This window comes from Streptomyces rimosus (assembly GCF_008704655.1).
GTDB lineage: Bacteria > Actinomycetota > Actinomycetes > Streptomycetales > Streptomycetaceae > Streptomyces > Streptomyces rimosus.
In genome coordinates, this window is record NZ_CP023688.1 from 3969869 (window position 1) to 3983275 (window position 13407).

At 71.6% G+C, this 13407-nt stretch carries 14 protein-coding genes; 7 read left to right on the top strand and 7 right to left on the bottom strand.

Annotation, left to right across the window (positions count from 1 at the left end):
• The first annotated feature begins 39 nt into the window (after window positions 1–39).
• Window positions 40–399, top strand: a complete 360-nt coding sequence (locus tag CP984_RS16590) for a winged helix-turn-helix transcriptional regulator (RefSeq protein ID WP_003983044.1) — start codon at window positions 40–42, stop codon at window positions 397–399.
• Between the two features lie 34 nt (window positions 400–433).
• Here the strand turns inward: CP984_RS16590 and CP984_RS16595 are convergent, their stop codons facing one another.
• Both CP984_RS16595 and CP984_RS16600 read right to left on the bottom strand, forming a co-directional pair.
• Window positions 434–649: a hypothetical protein gene (locus tag CP984_RS16595; RefSeq protein ID WP_003983045.1), complete on the bottom strand. Its 216-nt coding sequence runs from the start codon at window positions 647–649 to the stop codon at window positions 434–436.
• Between the two features lie 75 nt (window positions 650–724).
• A complete protein-coding gene (locus CP984_RS16600; protein WP_030417428.1) occupies window positions 725–2110 on the bottom strand; it encodes a carotenoid oxygenase family protein in 1386 nt (461 codons plus the stop codon).
• A 343-nt stretch (window positions 2111–2453) separates the two neighbouring features.
• Here CP984_RS16600 and CP984_RS16605 point away from each other — a divergent pair, with 343 nt between their 5' ends.
• The gene (locus CP984_RS16605; RefSeq protein WP_003983047.1) at window positions 2454–3314 is read left to right on the top strand and encodes a putative protein N(5)-glutamine methyltransferase; all 861 of its coding nucleotides are present in this window, start codon (window positions 2454–2456) and stop codon (window positions 3312–3314) included.
• 67 nt (window positions 3315–3381) lie between these two features.
• The gene (locus CP984_RS16610) at window positions 3382–4332 is read left to right on the top strand and encodes a GNAT family N-acetyltransferase (protein WP_003983048.1); all 951 of its coding nucleotides are present in this window, start codon (window positions 3382–3384) and stop codon (window positions 4330–4332) included.
• Here the strand turns inward: CP984_RS16610 and CP984_RS16615 are convergent.
• The 3 genes from CP984_RS16615 to CP984_RS16625 all read right to left on the bottom strand — a co-directional run bounded on the left by CP984_RS16615 (window position 4317) and on the right by CP984_RS16625 (window position 7811).
• Window positions 4317–6707: an ATP-binding cassette domain-containing protein gene (locus CP984_RS16615; protein WP_003983049.1), complete on the bottom strand. Its 2391-nt coding sequence runs from the start codon at window positions 6705–6707 to the stop codon at window positions 4317–4319. The two genes, CP984_RS16610 and CP984_RS16615, sit on opposite strands and share 16 nt — an antisense overlap.
• Before the next feature lie 162 nt (window positions 6708–6869).
• The gene (locus tag CP984_RS16620; RefSeq protein WP_003983050.1) at window positions 6870–7283 is read right to left on the bottom strand and encodes a VOC family protein; all 414 of its coding nucleotides are present in this window, start codon (window positions 7281–7283) and stop codon (window positions 6870–6872) included.
• 69 nt (window positions 7284–7352) lie between these two features.
• A complete protein-coding gene (locus tag CP984_RS16625) occupies window positions 7353–7811 on the bottom strand; it encodes a helix-turn-helix domain-containing protein (protein WP_003983051.1) in 459 nt (152 codons plus the stop codon).
• Window positions 7812–7955: 144 nt separating this feature from the next.
• Between CP984_RS16625 and CP984_RS16630 the strand changes: the two genes are divergently transcribed.
• Together CP984_RS16630 and CP984_RS16640 are read left to right on the top strand one after the other, a co-directional pair.
• Window positions 7956–8324 (top strand): hypothetical protein, encoded by a 369-nt coding sequence (locus CP984_RS16630; protein WP_003983052.1) that lies wholly within the window; start codon window positions 7956–7958, stop codon window positions 8322–8324.
• Window positions 8325–9079: 755 nt separating this feature from the next.
• Window positions 9080–9640 carry a GNAT family N-acetyltransferase gene (locus CP984_RS16640; RefSeq protein ID WP_030180081.1) on the top strand — a complete coding sequence of 187 codons (561 nt, stop codon included), beginning with the start codon at window positions 9080–9082 and terminating at the stop codon, window positions 9638–9640.
• 38 nt (window positions 9641–9678) lie between these two features.
• Here CP984_RS16640 and CP984_RS16645 read toward each other — a convergent pair whose 3' ends face one another.
• Window positions 9679–10053, bottom strand: a complete 375-nt coding sequence (locus tag CP984_RS16645; RefSeq protein WP_003983055.1) for a VOC family protein — start codon at window positions 10051–10053, stop codon at window positions 9679–9681.
• Between the two features lie 191 nt (window positions 10054–10244).
• On the bottom strand, window positions 10245–10625 hold the full coding sequence (locus CP984_RS16650) for a winged helix-turn-helix transcriptional regulator (protein WP_003983056.1): 381 nt from the start codon (window positions 10623–10625) through the stop codon (window positions 10245–10247).
• 96 nt (window positions 10626–10721) lie between these two features.
• Between CP984_RS16650 and CP984_RS16655 the strand changes: the two genes are divergently transcribed.
• Both CP984_RS16655 and CP984_RS16660 read left to right on the top strand, forming a co-directional pair.
• Window positions 10722–11648, top strand: coding sequence for an NADP-dependent oxidoreductase (locus tag CP984_RS16655; protein ID WP_003983057.1), 927 nt, complete (start codon window positions 10722–10724; stop codon window positions 11646–11648).
• A gap of 489 nt (window positions 11649–12137) precedes the next feature.
• Window positions 12138–13361: a cytochrome P450 gene (locus tag CP984_RS16660; protein WP_003983058.1), complete on the top strand. Its 1224-nt coding sequence runs from the start codon at window positions 12138–12140 to the stop codon at window positions 13359–13361.
• The last annotated feature ends 46 nt before the right edge of the window (window positions 13362–13407 follow it).

Below are 13407 nucleotides of genomic sequence, written 5' to 3' on the forward strand. Positions count from 1 at the left end.
GATGTGTCGCGTCCGGCGGCGAACGAGGGGGACACGGTCATGAGCCGACGCAAAGGCCCGTACGAGTGCGGCCTGGACGCCGCCGTGGACGTCATCGGCGGCAAGTGGAAGGTCCTGCTGCTGTGGCAGCTCGCGCAAGGGCCGCAGCGCTTCGGTGAGCTGAAGCGCGCGCTGCCGGACATCAGCGAGAAGGTGCTGAGTCAGCAGCTGCGCGAGATGGAGACCGACCGCATCGTGCACCGCGAGGTCTACCACCAGGTCCCGCTGAAGGTGGAGTACTCGCTGACCGAGCTGGGCACCTCGCTCAACGCAGCGCTGGAACCGCTCGGCGTGTGGGGCCGGGCACACATGGGAGAGATCGAGGCGACGTACGAGGCGCGCCACCCCCGCGCCAGCTGAGGGCCGGCTCCAGCACGGCTGTAGCGCGAGGGGTTCACGGCTGCTGCGGCGCGCGCTCCTCCCCGTATCGCTCCCGGGCCAGGGCCAGTGACCGGTCGAAGCCTCGCTGCGTTGCTTCGCACCAGTGCATCAGGTCGGCCAGGACGCGCTGAAGGGTCTCGCTCGGGCTTGTCCGCCAGCCCTCCTCGGAGAGCGTGTACGTCTCCAGGGCTGTGGTCGCGCGCCGCACCTGTTCGTCGTTGCCGGTCATGCCGTCCCCTTCGCTGGTTTCCCTCAGCGTACCAATGCAAGCGCATCGGAAAGGCGGGGGCGGGGGAACGGGGGGTCACTCCCGGTCCGGTATCCAGTTCCCGTGGAAACCGACCGGCACCCGCACCGGCAGATGCACCCGCGCGACCGGCTCGCCCGTGATGTCCCGGGCCGCGAGGATGACGAGGTCCGTCGCATCGCGCTCCGGGGCGTGGACGTACGCCAGCAGCCAGCCGTCGTCCTCGGCGGCGTCCGGGCCGGCGGGCACGAACACGGCCTCGCCGACGCCGCCCTGCGAGGTGAAGCGGCGCACCTCGCTGGTGCCGCGCTCCAGGTCGTACTTCACCAGCCCGCAGCCCATCCGCTCGATCCCCGGGAACCGGGCGGCCCGCAGGTCCGAGTCGGCGGACTCCAGCACCGCGTAGCCGTACCGGTGGGGCAGCGTGAGCCGCCGCGGGTCCACGCGCGGCAGTTCCACCGGCCGCTCGTCCAGCCGCTCGCGGTGGACCCGGCCCGCCCGCAGGTCCACGGTCCAGCGTTCCAGCACGGGCGGCGCCCCGTCGGGGCCGGTACGCCCCTTCGCGAACAGCCGCTCGTAGCGCACGAGGTGGACCACGATCCGGCCGCTGCCGTCCTCGGTCTCGTACGCGTTCATCGGGTGGAAGACGAAGCACGGGTCGATCTCCAGCCACCGCACGTCCGCCGCCTGCCCCTCCCGCGGCAGCACGCCCAGCCGGGCCGGGCGCCCCGGCTCCCACACGTACGGGAAGGACGGGCCGACGCCGACGCCGCCCGGGTTGAAGACCACCGGCAGGTCGTACAGCAGCACGTGCCGTTCGGTGAGCGAGAAGTCGTGCATCATCGGCCGCCCGTCGACGGGGACGTCCACGCGGCGCCGGACGCGGCCGTCCGTCCCCACGACCAGGTACTGCACATACGGCCAGGCCCAGCAGTACGCCACGCAGTGCAGTTCCTCGGTGTCCGGGTCGATGGTGGTGTGCGCGGCGAGACCGCCCGGCAGGGTGCCGGCGAAGTCGAAGGGGCCCACCGTGTCCAGCTCGGCGTCCACCTCGTACGGCAGCGAGCCGCCCTCGACCAGCGCGAGGAGGCGCCCGGCGAAGCGGGTGACGTGGCTGTTGGGCGCGAAGTCCATGTCCAGGTGGCGCGGGCCGTGCAGGATCTTCTCCCCCAGGCGCATCGCCATCGCGTCGGAGCGCACCCAGCGGTTGCGGTACCACTCGGCCCGGCCGCCGCGCAGCCGGACGCCGTGCAGCATCCCGTCGCCGCTGAACCAGTGGTACGCCGCCGGGTCGTCCACGCCCAGCGGGTTCGGCCCGTTGCGTACGTACCGGCCGTCCAGCTCCTCCGGTATCCGGCCGGTCACGGCCATCTCGTACGCGGTGGTCTCCTCCTTCACCGGCGCGAACAGTCCCCGCATGTACGGATTCCTGGCATCCGCCATCGCCGCCCACCTTCCCGGCTCCGCCCCGCGACGACCCCCCGGTCACCGCCTCCCGCGCAGCACCCCGCCTCCACCCTCCAGCCCCGGCACCGCCGCGTCGAGACCACCTGCGGCCCCGGGGGCGCGAAGGGTGCCTGCGCGCGCCCCAGCGGAACCGCCCGGCAGCCGCGTACCGCGTCCTCGCGCCCCGCTTCGGGTAAGGTGACCGCCTCAAGCAGTGAACGAGGAGGTGAGACCCATTACCGCTGTCCAGGCCGGGTGCTCTCACCGCACGGCTGTACGGTCCCTCCGAGGCAGGTGACCGCGAGAGCGCCCTTCGGCATACCGAAAGGCCCGAACTCGCATGTCACACCACCTGTCTTCGCCCTGCTCGCCCTCCGAACCCGCCCCGCTGCCCGCCCTCGTCGCCAGACTCCGCGCGGCCGGCTGCGTCTTCGCCGAGGACGAGGCGGAACTGCTCCTCACCACGGCCCGCACGCCGTCCGACCTCGCCGCCATGACGGACCGGCGCGTCGCCGGCTTCCCGCTCGAACAGGTTTTGGGCTGGGCGGAGTTCTGCGGCCGGCGGATCGCCGTGGATCCCGGCGTCTTCGTCCCCCGCCGCCGCACCGAATTCCTCGTCGGCCAGGCCGCCGCCCTGCTGCGCGCCGCACCCCGGCCGCGGCCCGTCGTCGTCGACCTGTGCTGCGGTACGGGCGCGGTGGGCGCGGCGCTGGCGGCGGCCGTCGGCAGTCACGCGGACACGTCCACTCCGCAGATCGAACTCCACGCCGCCGACATCGAACCCGCCGCCGTACGGTGCGCCCGCCGCAACATCCCGCCCTCCACGGGCCGGGTGTACGAGGGCGACCTGTACGCCGCGCTGCCGCCCGACCTGCGCGGACGCGTCGACATCCTGGTCGTCAACGCCCCGTACGTACCGACCGACGCCATCGGCCTGCTGCCGCCGGAAGCCCGCGACCACGAGCCGCTGGTGGCGCTGGACGGCGGCGCGGACGGGCTCGACGTGCAGCGCCGGGTGGCGGCCGAGGCCGCTCAGTGGCTCGCCCCCGACGGCCACCTCCTGATCGAGACCAGCGAACGCCAGGCGCCGCACACGCTCGACGCCTTCCGGCGCGGTGGGCTGCGGGCCTGGCCGGCCGACGATGAGGATCTGTGCGCGACGGTGGTCATAGGGACCGGACGGGATGGCGCAGCGCCCTGATACGGGCCCGCCGGACAGCGGATATCCCGTTGTCCGGCGGGGAGCCGGGGCGGCAGCATGGCGCTCCGTGCAACGTGACGAGTACGCCGGTCCGTTGGCGCTGCGCGCCATGCAGAGCCTGGCCGTCCGCGCCTTCCCGGCGACCGGTTACCGCCATGCCGGCGACCTCGCCTGGAACTGGTGCCTGGCGCTCGACCGTGCCGACCACTGCCCGACGGCGGTCTGGAGCGACGGCGGCCGGACGGTGGCGTGGGGCTGGCTGGAGCTGCCCGACGGGCTGATGCTCCAGATCGATCCGGAGCGGCCGGAGTTGGTGCGTGACGTGCTGGACTGGGCTGAGGAGACGGCTCGTACGGCGGGGTCCGGCCCGCTCAGCGTGGAGGTCGCCGACACCGAGCGGGCCGTGATCGAGGCGCTGGAGCTGCGCGGGTACGTACGGGAGACCGGCGGACCGGGCGGAGACCCCACCACCGGCCCGTACATGACCTGCCTCGGCCGCCCGCTCACCGGCGATCTCCCGCCCCGGCCCCGCCTGCCGGACGGCTACGTGATCCGCGCCCAGCGGGACGACGCGGACGTGGCGGGCCGGGCGGCAGCCCACCGTGCCGCCTTCGGGTCGGACCGGATCACCGCCGGGCGCCACGCCCGGATGCGTGCGACCTGGCCGTACCGTCCGGAGTTCGACCTCATCGTCGTCTCCCCCGGCGGCGGCATCGTGGCCTACTGCCAGGGCTGGTACGACGAGGTGAACCGTACCGGCGTGTTCGAGCCGGTCGGCACCCGGCCGGACCACCGCCGGCTCGGGCTGGCGCGGGCCGTGTGCGCCGCGGTCCTGCATGCCTTCGCCCGGGCCGGCGGGCACCGCGCCGTCGTGCAGGCCCGTGGTGACGCCGCCTATCCGATACCCAAGCGGCTGTACGAGTCGCTGGGGTTCGCCGCGTACGCCCGGACGTACACGTACACCCGTACGCGCACCTCCGGGCGTACGCCCGTGCCGCCCGGTCAGGCGCCCACGTAGTCCGCCAGGTGCTCGCCGGTGAGCGTGGAGCGCGCGGCGACCAGGTCGGCGGGGGTGCCCTCGAAGACGATCCGGCCGCCGTCGTGGCCCGCGCCGGGGCCGAGGTCGATGATCCAGTCCGCGTGGGCCATGACGGCCTGGTGGTGCTCGATGACGATGACCGACTTGCCGGAGTCGACGAGGCGGTCCAGCAGACCGAGCAGCTGCTCGACATCGGCGAGGTGGAGGCCGGTGGTCGGCTCGTCCAGGACGTAGACGCCGCCCTTGTCGCCCATGTGCGTGGCCAGCTTGAGGCGCTGCCGCTCGCCGCCGGACAGCGTGGTGAGCGGCTGGCCGAGGGTGAGGTAGCCGAGGCCGACATCGGCGAGCCGCTGGAGGATCTTGTGGGCCGCCGGGAGGCGCGCCTCGCCCGCGCCGAAGAACTCCTCCGCCTCGGCCACCGGCATCGCCAGCACCTCGCTGATGTCGCGGCCCCCGAGGCGGTACTCCAGCACCGACGCCAGGAACCGCTTGCCCTCACAGTCCTCGCAGGTCGTCGCCACACCGGCCATCATCGCCAGGTCGGTGTAGATCACGCCGGCGCCGTTGCAGGCCGGGCAGGCGCCCTCGGAGTTGGCGCTGAACAGCGCCGGCTTCACGCCGTTGGCCTTGGCGAACGCCTTGCGGATCGGGTCGAGCAGCCCGGTGTACGTCGCCGGGTTGCTGCGCCGCGAGCCGCGGATCGGCGCCTGGTCCACCGCGACCACGCCCGTGTCCGCCGGGATCGAGCCGTGCAGGAGCGAGCTCTTGCCGGAGCCCGCGACACCGGTGACCACGCAGAGCACCCCGAGCGGAATGTCGACGTCCACGTCCCGCAGGTTGTTCGCCGTGGCGCCGCGGACCTCCAGCGTGCCGGTGGCCTCGCGCACCGACTCCTTGAGCGCGGCGCGGTCGTCGAGGTGGCGGCCGGTGACGGTGCCGCTCGCCCGCAGCTTCTCTACGGTGCCCTCGAAACAGACGGTGCCGCCCGCCATGCCGGCGCCCGGCCCGAGGTCCACCACATGGTCGGCGATCGCGATCGTCTCCGGCTTGTGCTCCACGACGAGCACCGTGTTGCCCTTGTCGCGCAGCCGCAGCAGCAGGTTGTTCATGCGCTGGATGTCGTGCGGGTGCAGGCCGACGGTCGGCTCGTCGAAGACGTAGGTGACATCGGTGAGCGAGGAGCCGAGGTGGCGGATCATCTTGACGCGCTGCGCCTCGCCGCCGGAGAGGGTGCCCGCCGGGCGGTCGAGGGAGAGGTAGCCGAGGCCGATCTCGGTGAACGAGTCGAGGGTGCCCTGCAACGCGGTGAGCAGGGGCGTCACCGAGGGCTCGGCGATGCCGCGCACCCACTCGCCCAGGTCGCGGATCTCCATCGCGCACGCGTCCGCGATGGAGATGCCCTTGATCTTCGAGGACCGGGCGGCCTCGCTGAGCCGGGTGCCGTCGCACTCGGGGCAGGTGGTGAAGGTGACGGCCCGCTCCACGAAGGCCCGGATGTGCGGCTGCATCGCCTCCTTGTCCTTGGCCAGGAACGACTTCGTCACCCGCGGGATCAGACCCTCGTAGGTCATGTTGATGCCCGCGATCTTCATCCGGGTCGGCTCCTGGTGGAGGAGGGCGTGCAGCTCCTTCTTGGTGAACTTGCGGATCGGCTTGTCCGCGTCGAACAGGCCCGACTCCGCGTAGAGCCGGGCGTTCCAGCCGCCCGCCGTGTAGCCGGGGATGGTGAACGCGCCCTCGGAGATCGACTTGGAGTCGTCGTAGAGCTGGGTGAGATCGATGTCGGAGACCTTGCCACGGCCCTCGCAGCGGACGCACATGCCGCCGGTACGGCTGAAGGTCACCTTCTCGGTCTTCGTCTTCTCCCCGCGCTCGACCCGGAACCCGCCGCTCGCCGACACCGAGGCGGTGTTGAAGGAGTACGCGCCGGGCGGGCCGATGTGCGGCGTGCCGAGGCGGCTGAAGAGGATGCGCAGCATCGCGTTGGCGTCGGTGGCGGTGCCGACGGTGGAGCGGGGGTCGGAGCCCATCCGCTGCTGGTCGACGATGATCGCGGTGGTCAGCCCGTCCAGTACGTCCACCTCGGGGCGGGCCTGGTTCGGCATGAAGCCCTGCACGAACGCGCTGTACGTCTCGTTGATCAGCCGCTGCGACTCGGCGGCGATCGTGTCGAACACCAGCGAGCTCTTGCCCGAGCCGGAGACCCCGGTGAACACCGTCAGGCGGCGCTTGGGGATCTCGATGCTGACGTCCTTGAGGTTGTTCTCGCGCGCGCCGTGCACGCGGATCACGTCGTGGCTGTCGGCGGCGTGCCGCGCACCCGGCGCCTGATCCGTCTTCGGGCCCGTGCTCATACGTTTCTCCCTGTGTGAGGCGGCGCCGCCGCCGCGGTTCCCCCGTCGGCGTCGCCTGTTTCCGAGTGGCAGCTTGCGGCCGTACGACCGGTGCGCGCCGGTCCGGTACCGATACGGACCGGCACCGCCGCCGGCCGGTGCGGTCACCGGCCGGCGCCCGGTTCACTTCTTGCGCTGAGCGAAGCGCAGCATATTGCCGGCGGGGTCGCGGAAGGCGCAGTCCCGCACCCCGTACGGCTGGTCGACCGGCTCCTGGAGCACCTCGGCGCCCGACGCCTGAATGCGCTCGAAGACCGCGTCCACATCGTCGGCCGAGAAGATCACGCCGCGCAGCATGCCCTTGGCGAGCAGCTCCGCCATGGCCTGCCGGTCGGCCGGCGAGGCGTTCGGGTCCGCGAGCGGCGGCTCCAGCACGATCTCCACACCGGGCTGCGACGGCGAGCCGACCGTCACCCAGCGCATCCCCTCGAACTTGACGTCGTTGCGCACCTCCAGGCCCAGCACGTCCCGGTAGAAGGGCAGCGCCTTGTCGTGATCGTCGACGGCGATGAAGCAGGTGGAAAGGTGAATGTCCATGCGCAACACGCTACGGCGGGGCCGTGCGCGGCGCTTCTCCATTCGTGACCGGTTGGGGCGGGGCCGGACTCAGCCGTTGCTGTCGGCGCCGTCGTCGTCACCGGTTCCGGTGCCGGTGCCGGTGGGTGGCGGGGGCCCGTTCCGTACCGGCCGCGTGTAGATCTTGGCGACGCAGGCCGGGATGGCCGCACCCGGCTCGTGCGAGCGCGCCCGGTACGCGCTCGGGCTCTCCCCCACCAGCTCGGTGAACCGCGAGCTGAACGACCCCAGCGACGTACACCCCACCGCGAAGCAGACCTCCGTCACCGACAGGTCCCCACGCCGCAGCAGCGCCTTGGCCCGCTCGATCCGGCGCGTCATCAGGTAGCCGTACGGCGTCTCCCCGTAAGCGGCACGAAAACTCCGCGAGAAATGCCCCGGCGACATATGCGCCGCCCGCGCCATCGCCGGCACGTCCAGCGGCTGCGCGTAATCCCGATCCATCAGGTCCCGCGCCCGCCGCAGCTGAACCAGGTCTTCCAGCTTCACGGGGTCAGGATCGCATGGGAGGGCGTACGGGGGGCTGTGACCTGCGCGGCCAGGTAGTTTGCATCGGACAGGCGGTGGCAGTGGCGCCGCCCTCGGCTGGTTTCGCGAAGCGGGCCGGAGAGGCGAAGGGCGGAGGGGCGGACGGTGACACGCGAAGACCTGGCCGGGATGCTCGGCGAGCAGACGTCGGCATGCGGGGCAGCACGCGCGGCTCTGCTCGGCGGGGGCGATTTCATCGTCTGGGATGGCATGACGCCCGCCGACCGACTCGCCCACGTCTACCGGGCCCGGCTCCGTCGCACGGTGCGACGCGGCCAGCCGACCCAGAGCCTCGCCGCGACCGTCAAGACCCTCGAAGCGGCAGGGCAGGATCCGCTGCGCATCGGTCGGATCGACACCGCGGACAGGTCCTGGTCGTTCCTCCTGTTCCTCGATGCCGCGGCGACTGCCGTACTCGCATGCACCGGCGTCGCATTGGGCGCCCGGCCCACGTCGGGCGCGGATCTCCTGTAACGCCCTTCAACGGGCCCCGCCCGGACCCGGTCACCCCCCACCAGCACGGCCACTCCGGCCGCGTACACCGGCAGCCACAGGGTCGTGGTGGCGGACAGGCAGTCGGCCACGGCGTCATGGCTGTCGGTGTCCTGGGCCTGGGCCAGGGCGGCGCCATCGCGGTCCGCCAGGTTCGCCGGCGCCGCCTCCGTGCGGATGCTCTCGTACGTACCCAGCGCAGGGCACCTCGCGCGTGTGCCCGGCATCGGGAACAGCCACGCCCAACGTTGCAGCATGGGGGCCAGTGCGATCGCCACGCACAGGCCGACGACCAGCGAGTACGCCGCCGGGTTATGTACGGGCGCGGACCAGAGGCCGGGCCGCCATGCCGGCAGAAGGAGAAGATCACCGCCAGCAGCGTGACCCCGATATAGGTGGCGAACCACTGCCACGAACCCCGCGCGAGCGCGGCCGTCAGTACGGCGGCGAGTCCGATGGCGATGACGCCCGGCTGACCGGCAGCTTCACGGCCGGAGCCGGTGGACGCCAGGCTCCGGGCCCCTCGGCGGCCGGGACCGTCCACGGTTGCTCCTGCCTGGTCCGGTCCCCAGCTTCCATACGCATCGCACCATCGGCCTGCCGCCACGTCGGGCCGCCCCGGAAGACTGATCCGAATGGCGGGCCTCCGCCTGCCATTCCGCCCGCCGATCGTCGCCTTCCACCGGCCACGACAAATCCGGTGGCGCCCCGCGGTCGGCACCCGCCAGGATCGCGGCATGCGTGCCTTCCTGGAGACCGACCGGCTGGTGCTGCGGCCGTTCACCGCCGACGACGCCGACCGCCTCTTCGCACTCGACAACGACCCGGACGTCATGCGTTTCATCAACGGCGGCCGGCCCACGAGCCACGAGGTCATCGTGGAGCGGACCTTGCCGCGACTCCTGCACGATTACCCGTGTTTCGGAACGCGCGGATACTGGGCGGCGCAGGAGAAGGACACCGGCGTATTCCTGGGCTGGTTCGAGTTCCGGCCTCTGGAGGACGACAATCCCGCCGTGGCCGAACTCGGCTACCGGCTCGACAAAGCGGCCTGGGGCCGCGGCTATGCCACCGAAGGCGCGCGGGCGCTCATCGACAAGGGATTCACCGAACTCGCCGTGGAGCGGGTGACCGCCAACACCATGGCGGTCAATCGGGCGTCCCGGCGGGTGATGGAGAAGTCCGGCCTGTCATTCCTCCGGCACTTCACCGGCGATTGGCCGGAGGCGATTCCCGGCTCGGAGCACGGCGAGGTCGAGTACGAGCTCACGCGGGCCGAGTGGGAGCGGCGCCGTTAGGGGCCGATACCCCGTACCGCTGACGTAATGGACGCCGCTCAGCTCAACCGGGCGCGCAGAAGGCAGAATTCGTTGCCTTCAGGGTCGATGAGTACGTGCCAAGGCTCATCGCCGCTCTGGCCGATATCGGCCGGGCGCGCCCCGAGCTTCAGGAGGCGCTCCAGTTCGGCGTCCTGGTCGCGGTCGGTGGCGTTGACGTCGAAATGCAGACGCAATTGGCCCGTCTTGGGCTCGGTGGTGGGGACGAGGACCAGAGTCGGCTGCAGTCCGCCGAACCCTTCCCGTGGTCCGATCTCCACCGCGCCGTGGTCATCGGGATCGAGTACGACGAAGTCCAGCACCTCGCACCAGAACGCCGCCAGCCCTTGCGGATCCCGGCAGGGAATTATCAGTTCGGAGATACGACAAGCCATGGCCGGCACCCTACGGGCACCAACTGCGCCCGGCCAGACCTTGGGTGACATTCACCGGGCCAGCAGGCGGGGGCCGCCTGGCCAGAGGTCGGTTCCGGTGCCCCGGTCACCGTCATCGGTCCGGACTGCCTGCGCACAGACCGCCCGGGACCCCCGGACCCCCGCCACTTCACCCGGTAACGCACAGGACCTCAGTCGCCATGGGCGACCGGCTCAGCGCCGGCGTCGAGCGCGTCCAGCACCGCGTCGCCGTTCGCCCTCGCCCACTCGGTCAGCATGTGGATCGGTTCGATCAGCGTCGCCCCGAGCGGGGTGAGTTCGTACTCGACGCGGGGCGGCGCCTCGGCGTACGCGTGGCGGCGGACGAGTCCGTGCGCCTCCAGCCGTCGGAGCGTCTGGGTGAGCATCTTGCGGGAGATACCGCCGATCAGCCCGATCAGCTCGCCGTGGCGCACCGGACCCCTGCTGAGGCCGTAGAGCACCACCACCGTCCACTTGTCGGCGATCAGCTCGACCGCCAGACGCGCCGGACAGTCGGCGAGAAAGGGATCACCGGGACCGAAACCGCTCATGGCGCCCAAGGTAGCTGCTGGTTCCGACAGGAACCTGCCGGTTCCTGTCGGAAACCTAGCCTGGAATCTCTCCCCCCTTTCGAAGCCAGGAGAGTCATGCGAGTCATCACCCAACAGACGCTCGGCGGCCCCGAGGTGCTCTCCCTCGTGAACGCGCCCGAGCCCCGCCCCCTGCCGACCGAAGTTCTCGTCCGCGTGAAGGCGATCGGTCTGAACCCGCTGGAGGCGCGGCTGCGCGCCGGCGAGTTCCCGCTGATCGGGCGGCCGCCGTTCGTCCTCGGCTGGGACATCAGCGGCGTGGTCGAGGAGGCGGTGACGTGGCGCTTCAGGCCCGGCGACGAGGTATTCGGGATGCCGCTGTTCCCGCGGGCGGCGAGCGCGTACGCCGAGGTCGTCCCGGCACCGGCGCTGCACCTGACGCGCAAGCCGGCGTCGCTCTCGCACGTCGAGGCGTCGGCGCTGCCGGTCGTCGGGCTCACCGCGTGGCAGGGCCTCGTCGACCTGGCCGGTGTCGGCGAGGGCGACCGCGTCCTGATCCACGGCGGTGGCGGCGGGGTCGGCCACGTCGCGATCCAGATAGCGAAGGCGCTCGGCGCGCACGTGATCACGACAGCCGGCGGGAGCAAGCGGGAGTTCGTCGAGGGGTGCGGCGCCGATGAGGTGATCGATTACACGGCAGCCGACTTCACCGAGAAGATCCGGGACGTCGATGTCGTGCTCGACACGATCGGCGGCGACACCGCCGAGCGCTCGCTCGAAGTGCTCCGTCCGGGTGGTCACCTGGTGACGGCGGTCGCCGACGAGGACTCGAAGCTCATCGCCAAGTACGAGGCGGCCGGCATGCGCTTCAGCGGCATCGCGGTCGACCCCGACCCGGTCGCCCTGCGCGGCCTCGTCGCACTCGTCGAACAGGGCAGACTCCGGGTCCACGTACAGGAAACGTTCCCGTTCGAGCGCGTCGCCGACGCACACCGGGTGCTCGACGGCGGTCACCTCCAAGGCAAGCTCGTCCTCACCGTCTGACCCGTCTCAGGGGGCGAAATACGGTGGGAACCGCGGCGGTTCGCCCTCCTGCCCGGGCGGTCATAGCAGGTGGGCACGGCGGACCGCTTACCGGGCGTAGACGTCCACAAGCCCGCGCAACACGCCTCCCGCCGCCCCAGAAGGATCAGCGTCGGCACAGCCACGGCTTCCCCCGGAAGCTTCGGATGGACGGCTGAGTTTCGCCCTCATCCGACCCCAACCCGATTCTAGGGAAAATCGGGTATCACCAGTCATACGGTCGTCCTTGATCTCCGAACGAGTCGAGGTGGTCCGCTGGAGGCGCCGATCCTGCACCTGCTCGCCAGAGAGGTCATCGCGGGGATGCCACCAGCTCGGAGGGCCACCCGTTCCCGGCCGAACCGGCGCACCGCGTACGCAGGCTGCCCGGCGATCACCTCACCGTCCTGTCCCAGCACGCCGACCTGTTCCCAGCGAACCGCACGACTGGCTGACGGAGGTACAGCTCCTATGACGACCGTTCCCGATCTTCCCGACGCCACAGAGGCGCTGGAGCACTTCCCCTTCGACGACGGCCGTGGCATCGAGGTCCACGAGCGGTTCCGGGAGCTGCGGGAGCGCGCGGGGCTGCTCCGGGTGCGGCTCGACTACGGTGAACCCACCTGGCTGGTCACCCGTTACGCGGACGCCCGGCTGGTGCTGGGCGACGCGCGGTTCAGCCGTGCCATGTCGGTCGGCCGGGACTTCCCGCGCCAGGAGGAAGCGACGGAACTGGCCGGGCTGATCACCATGGACGCCCCCGAACACACCCGGCTGCGCACACTGTTGGTCAAAGCCCTCAGCAAATCCCGTATCGACGCGCAGCGCCCGACGGTGCGCGCGACGGCGGACGCGCTGCTGTCGTCGGCGATGGACGCCGGGCCGGGCATGGACATCGTGGTGGACTACGCGCAGCAGATGAGCGTGCTGTCCATCTGCGACCTGCTCGGCGTGCCGGCCTCGGACCGGGAGGCGTTCGAGTCGACCAGCGCGGCACTGCTCCCCGGCAGCGCCGTCGGCGCCGAGGACATGATGCGGCGGTTCGGTGAGCTGCGCGCCTGCACCGAGCGGCTCATCGCCGAGCGCCGGGCCCGCCCCCGCGACGACCTGATGTCGGCGATGATCCAGGCCCGGGACGAGGAGGACCGGCTCACCGACGCCGAGCTGATCGAGCTGGTCGTCAGCATGCTGCTGGCCAGGTTCGAGGCGATCATCACCCAGATCCCGAACTGCGTCTACGTTCTCACGCGGGGCGACCGGGCGCTCTGGAACCGGCTGCGTGCGAATCCGGCCGAGCTGCCCGCGGCGGTCGAGGAGCTGCTGCGCAACAACGCCTCCGCCGGCGCGGGCCTGTTCGTCCGCTATGCGCGGGAGGATGTCAACGTCGGCGGCACGCTGGTGCGCGCGGGCGAAGCCCTGACCATCGCCGTCGAGTCGGCCAACCACGACCCGGCCCGGTTCGAGGACCCCGACGCGATCGATTTCACCCGGCCACCCGGCGGGCACCTCACCTTCGGTTATGGCGCGCACTACTGCGTCGGCGCCCAGCTCGGGCGCATCGACCTCCAGGAAGGGCTGCGGGTGCTGCTCACCAGGGCCCCGGAGCTGACCGTCCGCGACCTCACGTGGAGAGTACGGCCGCACATCCGGGGACCGGTGGCGATGCGCGTGACCTGGCAGGGCGACCCGGAATGACCGCCACCACCCACCGGGGGCCTGCCGGCTTCCGGTGGGTAGCGGC

Coding starts and splice junctions, on each gene's coding strand:
- CP984_RS16590 (WP_003983044.1), top strand. CDS start 40: ATGAGCCGACGCAAAGGCCCGTACGAGTGCGGCCTGGACGCCGCCGTG.
- CP984_RS16595 (WP_003983045.1), bottom strand. CDS start 649: ATGACCGGCAACGACGAACAGGTGCGGCGCGCGACCACAGCCCTGGAG.
- CP984_RS16600 (WP_030417428.1), bottom strand. CDS start 2,110: ATGGCGGATGCCAGGAATCCGTACATGCGGGGACTGTTCGCGCCGGTG.
- CP984_RS16605 (WP_003983047.1), top strand. CDS start 2,454: ATGTCACACCACCTGTCTTCGCCCTGCTCGCCCTCCGAACCCGCCCCG.
- CP984_RS16615 (WP_003983049.1), bottom strand. CDS start 6,707: ATGAGCACGGGCCCGAAGACGGATCAGGCGCCGGGTGCGCGGCACGCC.
- CP984_RS16620 (WP_003983050.1), bottom strand. CDS start 7,283: ATGGACATTCACCTTTCCACCTGCTTCATCGCCGTCGACGATCACGAC.
- CP984_RS16640 (WP_030180081.1), top strand. CDS start 9,080: ATGCGTGCCTTCCTGGAGACCGACCGGCTGGTGCTGCGGCCGTTCACC.
- CP984_RS16645 (WP_003983055.1), bottom strand. CDS start 10,053: ATGGCTTGTCGTATCTCCGAACTGATAATTCCCTGCCGGGATCCGCAA.
- CP984_RS16650 (WP_003983056.1), bottom strand. CDS start 10,625: ATGAGCGGTTTCGGTCCCGGTGATCCCTTTCTCGCCGACTGTCCGGCG.
- CP984_RS16655 (WP_003983057.1), top strand. CDS start 10,722: ATGCGAGTCATCACCCAACAGACGCTCGGCGGCCCCGAGGTGCTCTCC.
- CP984_RS16660 (WP_003983058.1), top strand. CDS start 12,138: ATGACGACCGTTCCCGATCTTCCCGACGCCACAGAGGCGCTGGAGCAC.